The organism is Bacillus sp. Root920 (genome assembly GCF_001429445.1).
Classification (GTDB): Bacteria; Bacillota; Bacilli; order Bacillales; family Bacillaceae; genus Bacillus; species Bacillus safensis.
In genome coordinates this window covers 323,793-340,258 of sequence record NZ_LMJV01000001.1, presented here as the reverse complement: position 1 = coordinate 340,258, position 16,466 = coordinate 323,793, and the positions used below count along the sequence as shown (strand labels likewise).

The following is a 16,466-nucleotide window of genomic DNA, read 5'->3' as shown; positions in this document are numbered from 1 at the left end:
GATCACCCATTTGAAACAAGTAAAACAGAACAATTGTCCACCACTATAGAATGTTTTGAAACGAGCAAATCTAATTGTATGATGAATAGCAAAGAAAGGAGGTGCAGGGAATGATTACGTTTACGAGAGGTAAATTGTCAAAAATGTCTGGAGTACATATTGAAACCATTCGTTTTTACGAAAATGAAGGGGTGCTCCCAGAGCCCAAAAGAGCGCATAACGGCTATCGTCTATATGATAAAAAATATGTACTCATGCTGTCATTTATCACCGAAGCGAGAAAGCTAGATTTCTCACTTAAAGAAATTCGTGAAATTATCAAATCACTTTTCGAAAAAAAGTCAAAAACAGAAGCTGAACAGCTGCTCGAGCAAAAAGTCGAAGATATCCAGCACTCTATTCAAGAGTTAAAAAAAAGGAAGGCAGCTATTCAATTGTTAACAAAGCAAACATTAGCAAATATCAGCTGATTGTAAGGGCTGCCAAAGGTGTGCCGGTGTTGATCACTGGCACACCTTTGCTCAGGTATCTTAGTACACGTTCAATGAAAACATCGGTTATACTAGAGTCAGCTTAAACGAGTGGAAGGGGTTTTGAGATTGAACATCGCAACCATCGGAACAGGTATCATTGTGGAAGGCTTCCTGCAAGCGATTGAACAGCTCGACGGTGCTTCTTGTCACGCTGTCTATTCAAGAAAGGAAGCAACAGCAAAGAAGCTCGCAGACAAATTTGGGGTGCAGACAACTTATACGGATCTAACTGCTATGCTAGAAGATCCTCACGTAGAAGCCGTTTACATCGCATCACCGAATCGTTTACATAGCGAGCATGCAACCGCTGCATTGAAACACGGAAAACATGTGATATGCGAAAAGCCTTTCACCTCTAATGTGAAAGAGCTGGAAGCCTTAATCGCTCTCGCAAAGGAAAAGCAGCTTCTCCTATTTGAAGCCATTACGACCGTTCATATGCCAAACTATCATTTGATCAAAAAGCACCTTCATCAATTAGGTAAAATCAAACTGGTTCAATGCAACTATAGTCAATATTCAAGCAAATATAATCAGCTGCTAGCCGGCGAAACGCCAAATGTCTTTAACCCTGCGTTCTCTGGGGGAGCGCTGATGGATATTAATATCTATAATGTCCATTTCATCATGAACCTCTTTGGATCACCAGAGCAAGTCCGATATCAGGCAAACCGCCATCCAAACGGTATAGACACATCTGGTGTTTTGACGTTCACTTACAATGATTTTATTGCGACAAGTGTCGGCAGTAAGGATACAAGCAGCATGAACTTTGCATTGATTCAAGGAGAAAAAGGCTTCATTCATGTGAAAAATGGGGCGAATGGCTGCGAGGAAGTGCTGCTGCATGTTGATGACAGGGTCATCTCACTCAATGCACAAACGAACCCAAATCGGCTGTTTTATGAAGCAGAAGCTTTCCAGCAGATCATTGAAACAAAAAATCATGAACAGTGCTATGCATGGCTTGATGAAAGTCTCTCCGTGATGAAAGTTCTTGATGCCGCAAGAAAAGATGCAGGTATTGTTTTCCCAGCTGATCAAATTTAATGAAAAAAACCGCCTTCTATGAGAGGGCGGTTTTTGACGATTAAATACTCTTTGAATACGCCACAAGACGCTGAGACATGTGATTCACTTCATCGACTGCAGCGTTCACCTGCTCTGTTAAAGCAGCCTGAGTTTGCGTAAGAGCTGTCATATTCGAGATATTTTCAAGAATTTCATCAATTTGTGTTTTCATATCTGTTAAACTAGATTCGATATTTTCCGTTGCATTGGCACTATGCAGCGCGAGCTTTCGTACTTCATCTGCAACGACAGAGAATCCGCGGCCCTGTTCACCAGCTCTAGCTGCTTCAATCGCAGCATTTAGACCAAGCAGGTTCGTTTGGTTCGCCACTTCTTTGATTAAGTCAGAAATATTTTTCGTCTCATCTGCACTATTTTTTGCTAAATTTGCGGCAGACGTTGACTGCTCTTGAGCAACAGCAAGCTCCTGTGCTTGATTGGTCACAGAGCTAATGCCCGATACCATCTCGCTAATAGAACTTGAAAGCTGTTCTACTTGTGACGCCATTTCATTCGCTGTTTTCTCTTTGTTTTTTTCTAACGTGATATCACGAATGGTTCCTGCCACTCGAAGAGGCACACCTTTTTCATCACGAATGGTTTCACCACCTGCATGATACCAGCGAAACTCACCATTTTTACTTTGTAATCTGTAATCAATGTCGAATGGTGTGCGGCCAGAGTGATCATTTAAATGATCTGCAAAAGCTTGCAGAGCCATTTCTTGATCCTCAGGATGCAGACGGTCGCTCCAGCTGCTCAGAACATTCGGGAAATCTTTTTCGTCTGTAAAACCAAGCGTTTTTCTGAACTGCGGAGACCACCAGAATTCGTTATTTGGATTGACTGGATCGCCTGCCTCTACCACCATGTCCCAAGGAGCTTCGACAAGCGCACGGTTGATTAAGTCATATCTTGTGACAAATGCTTGCAGCTCTTCTTCTTTCAATTTCTGATCATGTATATCAAAAAGAGCTCCCGCCACACGAAGAGGGACACCATTTCGGTCACGAACGGTCGTTCCAGTTGCTTTGAACCAACGATAATCCCCGTTTTTTAACTTTAAGCGATATTCGATATCATACGGCGTACGCCCTGAATGATCCAATAAATGCGAAGAGAATGCATTTAGAGTATATTCTTGTTCATCCGGATGAATTCGAGACGCCCAGCTGTCTAATAGATTCGGAAAATCATGCTCATTTTGAAAGCCGAGCATTTTGCGGAATTCATCCGTCCATGTGAATTCATTCTTTGGATTGACCGGGTCTCCAGCGATGACGACCATATCCCATAAGCCAACTTGAATGGCTTTTGTCACTAAATCCATCCGCATTTGAATATTTTCATTGGCCTCCTGCATCTTTTGCAAAGCTTCATTCATTTGTGCCACTGCTTCTATCGTTTGGCTAGAAGAAAATGCAGCAGTATCTAATCTTGCTGAAAAGTCTCCCTTTTCAATTCGTTCTATTAATTGGCTGCTTTCACTCAGAAGGACTTCAGCCGATGAATCATTTGCTTTTCTCTTAAACATCTTTCATAACTCCTTCCAACTCTAACGTTCTTGAAATATTTTACAGTTATAAACAATTCTTTATTAGGACTTTAGTAATACAAATGATATATCGACAAAAACTGAAAATTGTTTATGTCATAAATAAGGCAAATGTTCATTTATTTGAAGTTTCACTTTTAGGGTATGGATAAAATAAGTTAATTATGGATATAAATATATGTTTTGATAGAATCAACCTCTATTTTTGTCTGAAAAATCTCTTTTTTTATATTGACACTGACGTCTTGAAAAAAGAAAATGGAACATAAGCATTTTTAAAAAAGGAGAACGTCATGAGCGCGAATCAGGAGCAACAAGAATTAAAAAAGCTTTTATCACCGCGTCACATTCGCATGATTGCGATGGGCGGGGTCATTGGTACAGGAATCTTTAAAGGAAGTGCCGATACAATTGGTTTAGCAGGCCCTGGGGTCATTTTTTCCTATGTATTTGCCGGATTGCTGCTCCTCATTGTAATGGCAGCATTAGCCGAAATGGCCATTGTCTATCCGGGAAATAATCTTCGTGACCTTATACAAATTGCGCTTGGTCAACGTTTTTCATTTGTCGTCGGCTGGGTTTACTGTTTTATGTGGCTCACTGTATGTGTCATTGAGATTATTGCAGCTGGAAGTCTGCTTCAATACTGGCTGCCGAACGTGCCGTTATGGTCACTATGTTTACTTTGCTCACTCTTAGTCATCGGAATTAACTTAAATAATGTAAAATACTTTGGTGAAATTGAGTTTTGGTTCGCTGGAATGAAGATTTTCGTTATTATTGTCTTTATTATTCTCGGTGCAGCATTATTATTTGGGATCATTCCAAACGAACAAAGCACACCAGCGCTTACCAACTATCAAAACTTCGTCCCGAACGGATGGGGTGCGATCTTTGCATCACTTTTAGTGGTTATTTTCTCTTATGGAGGCTCTGAATTGATCGGGCTGACCATCACTGAAACAAAGGATGCGGAGAAGGTTCTGCCTGGAGTAGTCAAAAGTATGATGTGGCGGATTATCTTATTTTACACATTGCCGATTTTGATCATCTGCGGCCTTATTCCTTGGAATCAAATTGACCCAAATAACAGTCCTTTTGTCCAAGTCTTTTCTGCTGCTGGTATGCAAGGCGCCTCTCACTTCATTAATTTCGTCTTGATTACAGCCGTTCTATCTGCGGCGAATTCCGGTATTTATGGAACGACGAGAATGATTCATTCTCTTTCTAAATCAGAAGGCGGTCCGAAAAAACTGGCACGGGTCAACAAAAGAGGCGTACCCATTTTAAGTTTATGGGTTACCGTTCTATTTCTTCTCATCGGAACATTTTTTGCTTACTTATATCCAGACCAAATTTTCAGCTACATGCTGGCTATTCCTGGTTTTGCTGTTTCACTCATTTGGATCAGCATTTGTCTGGCACATCTGAAGCTGCGTCCAAAATATCCACAGGAGCCGTATTTCAAGGTGTGGCTGTTTCCGTATCTAACTTTATTTGCAGGTCTTGTACTCAGTTTGAGCTTTGTTTTGTTCCTATTCAGACAAGAAAACCTGCCTAGCTCCATTATCAGTATCGGCTTCTTAGTCGCTGCCATCATCGCTTCATTCTTAATGAAAAAGAAGGCTTAAACGCCAAAACCCGCCGAATTGGCGGTTTTTTTTATGAGCTGCTATCTTCTGTTACCTCAAAATCAATCGACGCTTTTGGAATGCCGTTGATGATAATCGTTAAAGTATGGGTTCCCTCATAGTGCTTTCTCGTCGTCATATTTTGAAAGGACTGTGACCTGATAAATTCTCTATGTAACGCTGAACTTGTTTCAAACTCTGTGATTTTAAATACCTTTTGATTGCGGGTACCCCGAGCTTTGACATAGTCTATGGCATACTCTACACGCAGCTTTAGTTGCTTAGCAGCCTGAAGTGTAAATTGAAAGGTCATTTTCTCTCCAATACGAATAGGGTCTTGCACTACCTTCAAAACTGTTACTTGAACAGATGGATCATCCCCATAGCCAAACAAAGCCATGATATCTGGATCGCCTTTTTTTAGTAAGGTACGAGATGCATGTTTGATGATCCAGTTCGTATGTTCATTCGTTCCATACCAGCTTTTAGCCGTCTTCTTCATCAGATCAGGCCGAATCGCTGAAATGTCATTTAAGTGATTCGCTACACTTTTTTGCACATAGCGCGCTGGGTCCGACTTCAAATTTTCTAAAATAGGCAGCGTAACCGAAGGATCCTTTTTAAGTGCAGGAACAGTTAATCCCCATGGCAAACGTGGTCTGCATCCTTCACTAGCCAGCCGCCGAATATGCTCATTTTGATTCTGTGACCATACAAGCATTTGCGCCAGCATTTTGTCTTGATCCTGAATCAGAAAAGGCCGAACGGCAAATTCAGAAGTGGAAAAAGGCGTAAAGAATTCGAGCGCCTTGATCGAGATATCCCAATGTGCTAGGCCATATGTTTCGACGTAGTCTGGAAATACAAGCGCACTAAGTCCTGAAAAATGCGGGGCTGTCTGACGCAGCACCTCAATTGCCTGCTCATAATCCTTAGGCAGACAAGCATGCATCGATTCAGTAACTCTTCTCATTCTGCCTTTTAACTCAAGCTGCTGCCAATCCTTTTGAAACACAAGCCGCTGGAATTCTCCAGCATCAAACCCAGTCGACGCTTGTGCAAGTTTCTCCGCTAATTCTTCAATAAATAATTCATGATAAACATGTTTTAATGGTTCGATCGTGTCCGCCTCCCGCTTCTCAATATCTTTATTTTACCCCAATCTGACAAAGGTGGTATTGCCAAAAGCAAAAACAGCCCAATTCCGAAGAATCAGGCTGTTGCGTTTCACTAAATAAACATATTAATGATCATAATAAATGCAATGGCACAAACGGAAATGATCGTCTCCATAGCCGTCCATGTCAAAAACGTTTCTTTAATGGTCATCCCAAAATACTCTTTGATCAGCCAAAAACCTGAGTCATTGACGTGAGACAAAATCAATGAACCCGCCCCTGTAGCTAACACTAGAAGCTCTCTGCTCACATCCGGCATAGATGCAGCAATCGGTGCGACAATACCAGCTGCGGTCATCATGGAGACCGTAGCAGATCCTGTTGCCACACGAATAACCGCAGCAATCAGCCAGCTAAGCAAAATTGGCGAGATCGGCGAGTGTTTTGCTAAATCTGCAATATAATCACCAACACCCGAATCGATGAGCACATTATTGAAAGCCCCGCCTGCTCCAATGACAAGCAGAATAGAAGCAATCGGTCCTAAGCACTCATTACTAAAGGAAAGCACCCGGTCACGGCTCATCCCTTGCACAAAGCCAAGACTGAAGAAAGAATACACCGTTGCAATCAGCAGTGCTGTAATTGGATCTCCAATGTACTTAAATACCTGATACCAAATATTGTCCTCTGGTAAAATAATATCCGCCAGTGTGGCAAGAAGCATTAGAATCACTGGCACCAAAATCGTAAACATCGTATTTGCAAAGCCGGGAAGTTTTCGATCTTCATTGCGTTCAGTAAATTGCTTTCTCAGCAGCTCTGGAACTGGTTTATGAATCCGCTTTCCAATCCACTTTCCATACAGCGGCCCAGCAATAATAGCTGTCGGCAAACCGACAATAATGGAAAAGAAAATGGTTTTCCCCACGTTGGCATGATAGATGCCGACAGCTGCCATAGCAGCTGGATGAGGCGGCACAAGACCGTGAACGACAGACAAGCCAGCAATGAGCGAAATCCCAATTGTCACGAGCGAGATGCCCGTTTCAATCGCAATCGTAAACAATAAAGGAATAAGAAGAACAAAACCAACCTGGAAAAAGACAGGTATTCCCACAATAAAAGCAACAAACATCATCGCCCAATGCACATTTTTCGTCCCAAACCGGCCGATTAATGTGTGAGCAATCCGCTCAGCTCCACCTGATTCAGCCATCATTTTCCCAAGCATGGTTCCAAGCGCTAGAACGATGGCCAGCAATGATAACGTATTGCCTAACCCCGTTTTGATGGATTGAATGATTTCCTGCAGGTCCATCCCTGTGGCAAAGCCGACTAACATAGAGGTAATAATTAAACTCACAAACGGATTCAACTTAGCAACTGTTATGAGGATGAGTAAAAGGACAATTGCGGCAATCACGATGAATAAAAGCATGCTCTCCCACCTTTTCCCTGATGTTTAATGATTTTGTTTTAATTGAAGCGCACTAATGACATCAAATTCATCCTTGAGTTTGTCATAGAGACGCTCATATAAGTAAAACAGTTCTATGTATGTTTCATTGTTCTCCATATTTGGTTCATGACGGGCAGAGATTCGAATCCAATCTTGAACCTCTTCTATCTCTTCCATATAACCTAAACTATGAAGTGCGAGCACAGCCGCCCCAAGTGCTGATGCTTCGTAGCTTTCTGGGACAAGTACTTCCCTGCCCATCGTATCCGCTAAAATTTGCCGCCACAACGGAGATCGCGCAAATCCACCCGACGCCCTGACATCCTTTGCTGAACCGGTTAAATCCCTTAAGGCAACACCGATTGAGAACACACTCATAATGACGCCTTCTAACACAGCTCTTATAAAATGCTCCCGCTTATGCTGAAGACCGATCCCAAAGAAAGTGCCTCTCGCATTTGGATTCCAATATGGTGCACGCTCACCTGTTAAAAATGGCAGAAACAGCAGTCCCTCTGAGCCGGCTGGAACTTTTTTCGCAATATCAATCATCAGGTCGTAAGGGTCCACTCCAAGACGCTTTGCTACCTCTACCTCCGAGGATCCGAATTCATCCTTCAGCCATCTCAGCATGATCCCGCCATTATTCGTCGGTCCTCCAACCACCCAATGCTTATCAGTCAACGCATAGCAGAACGTTCTTGACTGTTCATCTGTTATTGGTTTGTCCACGACCGTACGGACTGCACCGCTTGTCCCAATCGTGACAGCCACCTCACCTTTTCCAATCGCTCCCACACCTAAGTTCGCTAGAACCCCATCATTCGCACCAACAACAAATGGTGTATCTTCCGCAATGCCCATTCGCAGGGCGATCTCTGGCTGAAGCCCTCTCAGCTGATACGTCGTGGGAACAAGTTCAGACAATTGATCAGCTTCAATTCCAGCAATACGCAGCGCCTGCTCATCCCATTGAAGCGTTTCCAAACGGAACAGTCCCGTTGCTGAAGCGATTGAATAATCGACGACATACTGACCGAAGAAATGATAAAGAATATATTCTTTGATGGAAATGAATTTCGCTGCCTTCTTGAAGACATCAGGTGCCATTTCCTTGATCCACCGTATTTTTGAAAGCGGTGACATTGGATGGATCGGTGTACCGGTTCTTTTATACACTTGGAAGCCGTCCATGTCTGAAGTGATTCGCTTCGCTTGTTCTGCACTTCTGTTATCTGCCCAAATGATACTGTTCGTTAACGCCTTGCCATGCTTATCCATCACAATCAAGGAATGCATCGCTGTACTAATCCCGACGCCTATGAGATGTTTTGCATCAAATGCTGCTTTCGTCAACGCACCTCTTACACTTGCAATGACGGCTTCTAATATATGTTCAGGGTCCTGTTCAACCCATGCTGGCTGGGGCTGAATGAGATCATAAGGAACCGAATGCTTTGCTATCACTTTCCCCTGTGGTCCAAACAGAACCGCCTTTGTACTTGTTGTTCCAATATCCAAACCAATTACCGCCTGGTTTCCCTTCATCTGTATCACGCCCAATCATTGATTTGAAATCATATTTTATTGTTTTGATATACCTGTTAAATCCCATTATAGGAATAATTTTTTCGACATTCAACGACTAAAAAGAAAATTATTTTCACTTAAAAGCTCAAAATCGTTACCACAACGGCATTTTTCACTAATAGAAAAATTTATTTTTGAAACCATTACACCCTTTTTTGTGAAATGGTTTCTCTCATTTGTTTTAAATTGGTTAAAGTTTCCTGCTGTCTTAAGTGAGCAAGTGCAAAGTATAGTACGTCAATGACAGTGAGCTGAGCAAGTCTTGCAGACATCGCTTCTGTTCGAAAAGCCGTTTCCTGCGTCGAAGTATACAATGTGACATCGGCAAGCTGGCTCAATGGAGAGCGCTGATAGCTTGTAATACCGATGGTTTTCGCTCCTTTTTCCTTTGCTGTTTTCATTGCATCGAGTAAATCTTTATTACGGCCAGAATGAGATATACCAATTACTGTACTGTGCTGGTCGAGAAGACCGGCAGACATCGCTTGAAAATGAGAATCGGTGTGAACAATACAGTTGATGCCTGTCCTCATAAATTTATGAAAAGCGTCTGTTGCAATGAGTCCGGACCCGCCACTCCCATAAAACTCTAAGCGCTTTGCTTCATGAATGATTTGAATGGCTTTTTCTACATCTTCTGGATTCAGTAATTGAAAGCTATCCTTTAATGCAGATATATTCGCCTGAAAAACCTTTTGCATAAAAACGGCCGTATCATCATCAAGACTCATTTCTTCATCTACATAATCAGGCTTTGTTTGATCTATTTCCTGGGCAATTGCAATCTTCAAATCTTGAAAGCCCTCAAATCCAAGCCTTTTACAAAGACGAAAAATCGTTGCCTCTGAACTCGCTGTTTTTTTGGCAAGCTCAACAATAGACAAATGAATAATGTCGCCAGGTTCACTCGTAATATGTTCTGCAATTCCTTTCAGTTTTGGCGGCAATCCTCTGCTTGCTGCTCGTATTTTTTCAATACTACTTAAACTGACAGAAGCCAATTGACTTCACTCCTTCCTTATTCATGTGAGCGTATACATTTCCTCATGTTCCCATCTTATAAAAAAGAAGCCTGTTTGCACAGACTTCTCTTTTTATGAATTCATCGTTTTGATCAATAAATCAAAAAAGATTTACTCAAAATTTTATAATATACACTTTTAGCTCAACAATCTACCACATTATTTTTAACTTCATTTTCTGTATTTCTTTCTAGGAATCTTAAGCATTTTACCCTTATTTCTTCTAAACTATCACTTAATTCATGTGGTATTAAACTTTCTACATCTTCAAGTTCTGTTCCCAAATGAAGTATATTTATCAGTTCTTCATTTATCCCTTTCTTTTTTAAAACATCGATTGTTCGTGGACTGAACATGAGCTTTTCCGCTTCTTCTATAGTGATTAAACCTTCTTTTAGCGATATGATTATACCAATGATATTTATAACAATAATCCTATCTAAATCTTCATGTGAAGAATATCTTAGTTCTATTTTATTCATAAATCATTTCACACTCCAACCTTTTTTAACTTTCACATCATACACCAACCCAGATTTACTTTGAAAATAATGTACAGAAACCTTTTTTCCGTCTTTATAGCCATCTTTATATACTTTTTTCCAAGTCCCTCCTTCAATCTGTTTTAACTCAGATAACAACTTCTTATTATTTACTGTAACTTTTTTAGTTCCATTTTGAACAGCTTTAAAACCAGCAGGATATTTAGGGGCATATTTTATTGATTTATACAAATGTTTACTTGCTTTCACCCCGTTTACAAAAATAGTCCGGATGACAAGACCCCATACAGCATCGGCTTCTTTATAACCAATTTGGACACTTTTGTCTCTTGAAGAAGCCTCTCGATTAATATTGAATGTTATAGACGGTGAAAATAACGATACAATTAAAGTAAAAATAATGAGAAAAGGAATACGTCTTTTCAATTTAAATTACCTCCTAATATTAACTATATAAAACACAATATAACATACTAGGAACGTTATAACTATTTCATTCTGTAGAAAATTAAAATGAATCTTTATACTGTTTAAAAGATATCTCTATCTTTTAAAATCTTATTTATTACAATATAAATTCATAAAGTAATGAATAAAATCTAGCGCAATTGACAATATCATTTAACCTACCGAAATATTAAAAGGCCCTTTTCAACTCATTTTTTCATAAAATCGAATTGGTATGATTCTTCTGAATCTTTTCCCCGCTTCACTCGTATATACTAAAAGAGTGATTGATTTGAAAGGAGATCTGTTTGTGGGATATATTTTGTTATTTTCGGTTGTGATCGGTCTTGTCTTGACCCTTTTGCTCACACCGCTCAGGTTGATCGTTAGAAAGAAAGGAACAGAACAGCAGGTGCCGCTCATGTGGATTGCAGGCCTTGCTTTGCTGTTCATGATCGGTATTTTTGTTTTCTATTACATTACCAATTTAGACCGTAACCCTTCATCTCTATGGCTGATTGGACTTGTTGTGACAGCAGCAGGCGCCTTTTTGTCAGTTGGATTGGAGCGTAAAATCAAAGGCGTGCTGTTTCTTATTCTATTGCTGCTCGGTGTTTACATGGCGACAGCTTTTTTATTCAATGCGAATGAGAAATTCGATGTCTCCAAAATGGAGCAAAAAGTAGAAATCAAAGCATTTGATGAAAAAGAAACACCTGCGAGTGTGCCGCCTCAATTTGCTCGGAACAAAATGAAGAAATCGTTCGGACAGGTGCCAAACACAAGCTACTATGAGCTTGGCAGCTTGCAAATTCAGAAGGTCAACGGTGAGTATGTATACATCGCTCCAGTGGAGTTCTCGGACTTCTTTAAATGGATTCGTGCAGGCAGCACGCCGGGTTACTTTACATTAAGTGCGACCGACTCCTCTGCTAATCCAAAGTTCGTGAAAACAGAGATGGTCTATACGCCTTCTTCCTATTTCAACAAAGAAATTGAGCGGCATATCCGTCTCCAGTACCCAGATTTGATTTTCTACGGCGGTACACAGCTGGAAATCAATGATGACGGCAAGCCTTATTACATTCAAACGTATGGCGATTTCATCTCTGCCCGAAACGGCTTTAAAGCTTCCGGTGTCGTCGTTGTTGATGCCAAAACAGGTGCGACGAAGAAATATGCTCTAGATCAAGTACCTGCCTTTATCGACGGTGCTGTTTCACCAGAGGCGGTCAGTCTGCAAAACAGCTATTTCGGAAACTATATTCACGGATTCTGGAATAGTATGTTTGGAAAGTCAGATGTAAAGCTGCCTTCCGATGAAGGAACGGAAGCCAATGTGAGCCCGGTATTTGATTCAAAAGGAGATATGTATTACTTCACAGATTTCACAAGTCCGAAAGAGGGCGTTGATTCCATGCTCGGATATGCCCTGACAAATGCCCGAACAGGAAAAGCGACTTATTATACCGGAAATCTTGAAGAATCCTACATGGATTCTCAGGGCGCTCTGCAAATTATTGAGAAACGATTCATCGAGAAAAAATGGAAAGGCCGCATGCCGATTCTCTATAATTTCTATGGGGAAGCCAGCTGGCTCACACCTGTTCTCGATTCAAATGGGTTCCTGCAAAACTACTTTATCGTTTCTGCAGCCAATCCAGAAATCGCTGCGTACGCTTCTACACCAAACGAAGCACTGAGAGCCTATAAGACAGCTCTTCAAAAGGGCGGCGGTACTGTTAACAGTTCCTCTAAGCAGGAAAAGAAAGAAGCAGCAGGGAAGGTCAAACGAGTCTACAAAGAAAAGACCGGTGATTATACAACCGTCACCTTCCTGCTAGACGATGGAAAAAGCTACACCATGTCATCTGAAAAGGAACCTCTCGTCATTTATTTAAAAGAGGGCGATCAGATCACCATGAAATACACTGATACAGGTGAGATCTTCCTTCCAGTCGATGAAATCAAAATTAAAGGGTTATAAAAAAGAAGCTTCTCCTACTGAGGAGAAGCTTCTTCTTTCTCTTTCCTTAACAATTCAACGAGCAATTCCTTATTTTTATTTCCCCCGGTCATCGGTGACTCGACATAGGAGAACTTTCGTTTGAAATCCATGCCTCTCACAGAAATAACAGCCAATTCACCGCCAATGCTGCCTCGCTGGAGGACATATTTAGATAAAACAGAAAGACCCATTCCATGGATCACAGCTTCTTTAATCGCTTGATTGCTGCTAAAAGTCACAAAAGTTCGCGCTTTCAGTCCATTTGATTTCAGGACATGCTGTAAATATTCTCCTGTCCCTGATCCCTCTTCTCTCGTAATCCATGTTTCGTTTTGTAATTGATCAATGGTGACATCTTTTTTCTTGGCAAAAGGATGATCTAATGGCGCCACAATATAAAGCTCGTCCTCTAGAAAAGTTTCTACAGAAAGCTCCTTGTCATTGGTCTGTCCTTCGATCAAACCGATGTCGACATGGAATAAACGGACATGTCTGGCGATCGCCTCTGTATTATCAATGACCACTTCAATATCAACATGCGGATAGAGCTGATGAAATTCCGCCAATATTTGCGGGAGCACATACTCACCAATTGTGAAACTCGCCCCGATGGTCAGCTTTCCTCTTGCCAAATGATGATGCTCATAAATGTCCTGCTTCGCCTGTTCATAGAGACGAATGATTTGTTTTGATCGATGGTACAGCATATCCCCAGTTGGTGTAACGGTTAATTGCTTTGGTGAACGATTCAGCAGAACGGTCTGGAATTCCTGCTCCAAGTTCTTAATATGAAGACTGACACTCGGCTGAGAAATTCGCAGCTTTTGGGCTGCTTTTGTAAAGTTCTTCTCCTCCACCACTGTCACAAATGTCTTCAGTGCATCGTAATACATCGGTCCCTCTCCTATCAGAAAACTTAATCCAACACCTTACCTATATATATCTTACTAATTCCTCTCCAGCACGTAAAGAACCGCCTAAACGAAAACAATTTAATAAAAATATTTACTAATTTTTTTAAAGACTCTATACTAAGAGGAGATATTTCCTATAGGAGGTGCTGATTTGGCAGCTAAAATAAAGGACATTGCAGAAAAAGCAGGCTTATCCATTGCAACGGTATCTCGCGTACTGAACCAAGATCCCAACCTATCTGTCACCGATCAAACACGCGAAAAAGTATATGCCGCCGCAGAAGCTTTGTCCTACCAAAAGAAGACATTCAAACATTCATTAAAAAAAATCGCCTTTCTCTATTGGATGACCGAAAAGGAAGAGCTTGAAGATATTTATTTTAAATCCATTCGACTCGGTATTGAGGAACTCACCAATACTCGGAGCTTAAATGTCACCGCTTACAATCCATCTGATGGGCTTGATTCCATTGATTCTGCTACAGAAGGAATCATCGCCATCGGCCGCTTTAAAACGTCAGAGCTTGACCAATTATATGCGATCACTCCGCATATTGTCTTTATTGATACAACGCCTGATGAAGACCGTTTTGATTCAGTAAAACCGAACCTGAAACGAATTGTTGAAAAGATCATCGATTCCTTTATCGAAAAAGAGCACCAATCCATTGGATTCATTGGCGGTACAGACCTTGATCTCAATACGAACGTGCACATTCCAGATATTCGTGAAACGACTTTCCGTGAATACATGCTGGCCCGCCATATGCTTGATGAGCGATTGGTCTATATCGGCCACCATTTCTCAGTAGATGAAGGCTATTCGCTGATGATGAAGGCGATCGACGAGCTTGGTGATGATCTGCCCACCGCTTTTTGTGTCGCTAGTGACCCTCTTGCCATCGGCTGCTTACAAGCATTAAATGAGCGAGGATTTTCTCTGCCGAACCGCGTCAGCGTCTTTAGTATCAACGATATTCATGTGTCTCAATATGTGTCGCCGCCGCTCACCACGTATCATATCCATACGTCATTACTTTGTGAGACAGCGATCGATTTACTTTTAGAAAGACTTGTGGACGGCAGAACATTGCCTAAAACTGTGCTGATTGCCTCAGAGCCTGTCTTTCGGAAAAGCACCATATAAACAAACTGGAAGTCCTGCCAAAGTGGAGGGCTTCTTTTCTCTCTATACGAGTAAAAAATTTTACTTAATAAATTTAATAAAATATGTTTACTTTTTTTACTTAAGTTGATATTCTCACATTAAGAAAGCGTTTTCTTATCATCTGTGAAAAAAGAACGAGAGGGGATTACCAATGAAAAAGGGAAAATGGGCGACATTATCAGCAGTCGTTGGTACTGCTGTGCTTCTGCTTTCAGCATGCGGGCCAGGAGATGACAATTCAAGCGGGACACAGCCAGCATCTACAGGTACAAAGACCTTGCTAGTATGGGAGGATGTCAAAAAGTCTGATGGGATTCAAGACGCTGTAAAAGAATTTGAAAAACAAAACGATGTGAAAATCAAAGTGGTCGAAAAAGCGTATGCCGACCAAATCGAAGCTCTCCGCCTTGATGGAGCAGCCGGGACAGGCCCAGACGTCATCACGATGCCTCACGATCAAATTGGATCAGCTGTCACTGAGGGACTGTTACAGGAAATCAAGCCTGATCAAAAAGTGATCAATTCCTTTACAGACGAATCCATTCAATCACAAACGGTAGACGGCAAGCTGTATGGCCTTCCTAAATCCGTTGAAACGACAGTGCTTTTCTATAACAAAGACCTTGTCAAAAAGGCACCGACTACACTTGATGGCTGGTATGACCTTTCGAAAAAGCTGACAAAAGACGGGAAATACGGTTTTGTTGCGAAATGGGATGAAATTTACTATGCCCAAAGTGTATTAGGAGGATCAGGGGGCTATATTTTCAAACAGAAAAGCGATGGCTCCTATGATGTGAATGATATTGGACTGAACAACGATGGCGCGGTTGAAGGCGGAAAATACATTCAAACATTCTTTAGCGAAGGACTTTTCCCTAAAGGCATCATTGGTGAACAAGGAATCAATGTCCTCAACTCCTTATTCACAGAGAAAAAGGCGGCAGCTGTCATTTCTGGGCCATGGTCATTTGGTCCATATAAAGAAGCTGGAATTGACTATGGCGTAACAGAGCTGCCAACACTCCCTAATGGAAAGCATATGAGCTCATTCTTAGGTGTAAAGAGCTACAACGTCTCCTCTTATTCTAAAAATAAAGACCTTGCTGAGAAATTTGTTGAGTTTATCACGAATGAAAAAAATTCGAAGAAGCGATTCGAAGTAACAGAGGAAATTCCACCAGTGAAAAAGCTGATGAAGGATCCAATTATTACTGGAAACGCCAATGCGGATGCTGTTTCAAAACAAACGAAATATGCCACGCTGACACCGAATACCCCTGAAATGGCAGAGGTGTGGAAGCCGATTGACAGCGCGTTAGGTCTCATTGCAACAGGCCGCACAGATGTGAAAAAGGCATTTGATGATGCCGTCAATCAAATTGACTCTCAAATTAAAGCAAATCACTCTAAATAATCATCAAACACGGGTAGCTTTTAAGTC

The 16,466-nt window shown here is 41.3% G+C and carries 14 protein-coding genes; 6 read left to right on the top strand and 8 right to left on the bottom strand.

What is annotated here, in order from left to right:
• The first annotated feature begins 110 nt into the window (after positions 1–110).
• Positions 111–470 carry a MerR family transcriptional regulator gene (locus tag ASE42_RS01385; RefSeq protein WP_024423948.1) on the top strand — a complete coding sequence of 120 codons (360 nt, stop codon included), beginning with the start codon at positions 111–113 and terminating at the stop codon, positions 468–470.
• 129 nt (positions 471–599) lie between these two features.
• The gene (locus tag ASE42_RS01380; protein ID WP_024427559.1) at positions 600–1,583 is read left to right on the top strand and encodes a Gfo/Idh/MocA family protein; all 984 of its coding nucleotides are present in this window, start codon (positions 600–602) and stop codon (positions 1,581–1,583) included.
• Positions 1,584–1,623: 40 nt separating this feature from the next.
• On the opposite strand, the gene ASE42_RS01375 is transcribed toward ASE42_RS01380, so the two are convergent.
• The gene (locus ASE42_RS01375) at positions 1,624–3,138 is read right to left on the bottom strand and encodes a PAS domain-containing methyl-accepting chemotaxis protein (protein WP_056765326.1); all 1,515 of its coding nucleotides are present in this window, start codon (positions 3,136–3,138) and stop codon (positions 1,624–1,626) included.
• Positions 3,139–3,452: 314 nt separating this feature from the next.
• Here ASE42_RS01375 and ASE42_RS01370 point away from each other — a divergent pair, with 314 nt between their 5' ends.
• Entirely contained in the window at positions 3,453–4,790 is a 1,338-nt protein-coding gene (locus ASE42_RS01370; RefSeq protein ID WP_056765323.1) for an amino acid permease, read from the top strand.
• Between the two features lie 31 nt (positions 4,791–4,821).
• Here the strand turns inward: ASE42_RS01370 and ASE42_RS01365 are convergent, their stop codons facing one another.
• The 6 genes from ASE42_RS01365 to ASE42_RS01340 form a co-directional block, all read right to left on the bottom strand.
• Positions 4,822–5,910, bottom strand: a complete 1,089-nt coding sequence (locus ASE42_RS01365) for a hypothetical protein (protein ID WP_056765320.1) — start codon at positions 5,908–5,910, stop codon at positions 4,822–4,824.
• Positions 5,911–6,020: 110 nt separating this feature from the next.
• Positions 6,021–7,349, bottom strand: a complete 1,329-nt coding sequence (locus ASE42_RS01360; RefSeq protein ID WP_024427563.1) for a GntP family permease — start codon at positions 7,347–7,349, stop codon at positions 6,021–6,023.
• A gap of 24 nt (positions 7,350–7,373) precedes the next feature.
• The gene (gntK, locus tag ASE42_RS01355) at positions 7,374–8,918 is read right to left on the bottom strand and encodes a gluconokinase (protein WP_056765317.1); all 1,545 of its coding nucleotides are present in this window, start codon (positions 8,916–8,918) and stop codon (positions 7,374–7,376) included.
• Positions 8,919–9,103: 185 nt separating this feature from the next.
• On the bottom strand, positions 9,104–9,961 hold the full coding sequence (locus ASE42_RS01350) for a MurR/RpiR family transcriptional regulator (protein WP_024423955.1): 858 nt from the start codon (positions 9,959–9,961) through the stop codon (positions 9,104–9,106).
• A gap of 164 nt (positions 9,962–10,125) precedes the next feature.
• The gene (locus tag ASE42_RS01345; protein WP_052462922.1) at positions 10,126–10,464 is read right to left on the bottom strand and encodes a DUF3969 family protein; all 339 of its coding nucleotides are present in this window, start codon (positions 10,462–10,464) and stop codon (positions 10,126–10,128) included.
• 3 nt (positions 10,465–10,467) lie between these two features.
• Positions 10,468–10,911 (bottom strand): hypothetical protein, encoded by a 444-nt coding sequence (locus tag ASE42_RS01340; RefSeq protein WP_041105755.1) that lies wholly within the window; start codon positions 10,909–10,911, stop codon positions 10,468–10,470.
• A gap of 331 nt (positions 10,912–11,242) precedes the next feature.
• On the opposite strand from ASE42_RS01340, the gene ASE42_RS01335 reads away from it, so the two are divergent.
• Positions 11,243–12,919, top strand: coding sequence for a hypothetical protein (locus tag ASE42_RS01335; protein ID WP_056765314.1), 1,677 nt, complete (start codon positions 11,243–11,245; stop codon positions 12,917–12,919).
• 14 nt (positions 12,920–12,933) lie between these two features.
• On the opposite strand, the gene ASE42_RS01330 is transcribed toward ASE42_RS01335, so the two are convergent.
• Entirely contained in the window at positions 12,934–13,833 is a 900-nt protein-coding gene (locus ASE42_RS01330) for a LysR family transcriptional regulator (RefSeq protein WP_056765311.1), read from the bottom strand.
• Between the two features lie 172 nt (positions 13,834–14,005).
• Between ASE42_RS01330 and ASE42_RS01325 the strand changes: the two genes are divergently transcribed.
• Together ASE42_RS01325 and ASE42_RS01320 are read left to right on the top strand one after the other, a co-directional pair.
• A complete protein-coding gene (locus ASE42_RS01325; protein WP_041105759.1) occupies positions 14,006–15,001 on the top strand; it encodes a LacI family DNA-binding transcriptional regulator in 996 nt (331 codons plus the stop codon).
• A 172-nt stretch (positions 15,002–15,173) separates the two neighbouring features.
• Complete coding sequence (locus tag ASE42_RS01320; protein ID WP_041105761.1) at positions 15,174–16,439, top strand: extracellular solute-binding protein; 1,266 nt, start codon at positions 15,174–15,176, stop codon at positions 16,437–16,439.
• The last annotated feature ends 27 nt before the right edge of the window (positions 16,440–16,466 follow it).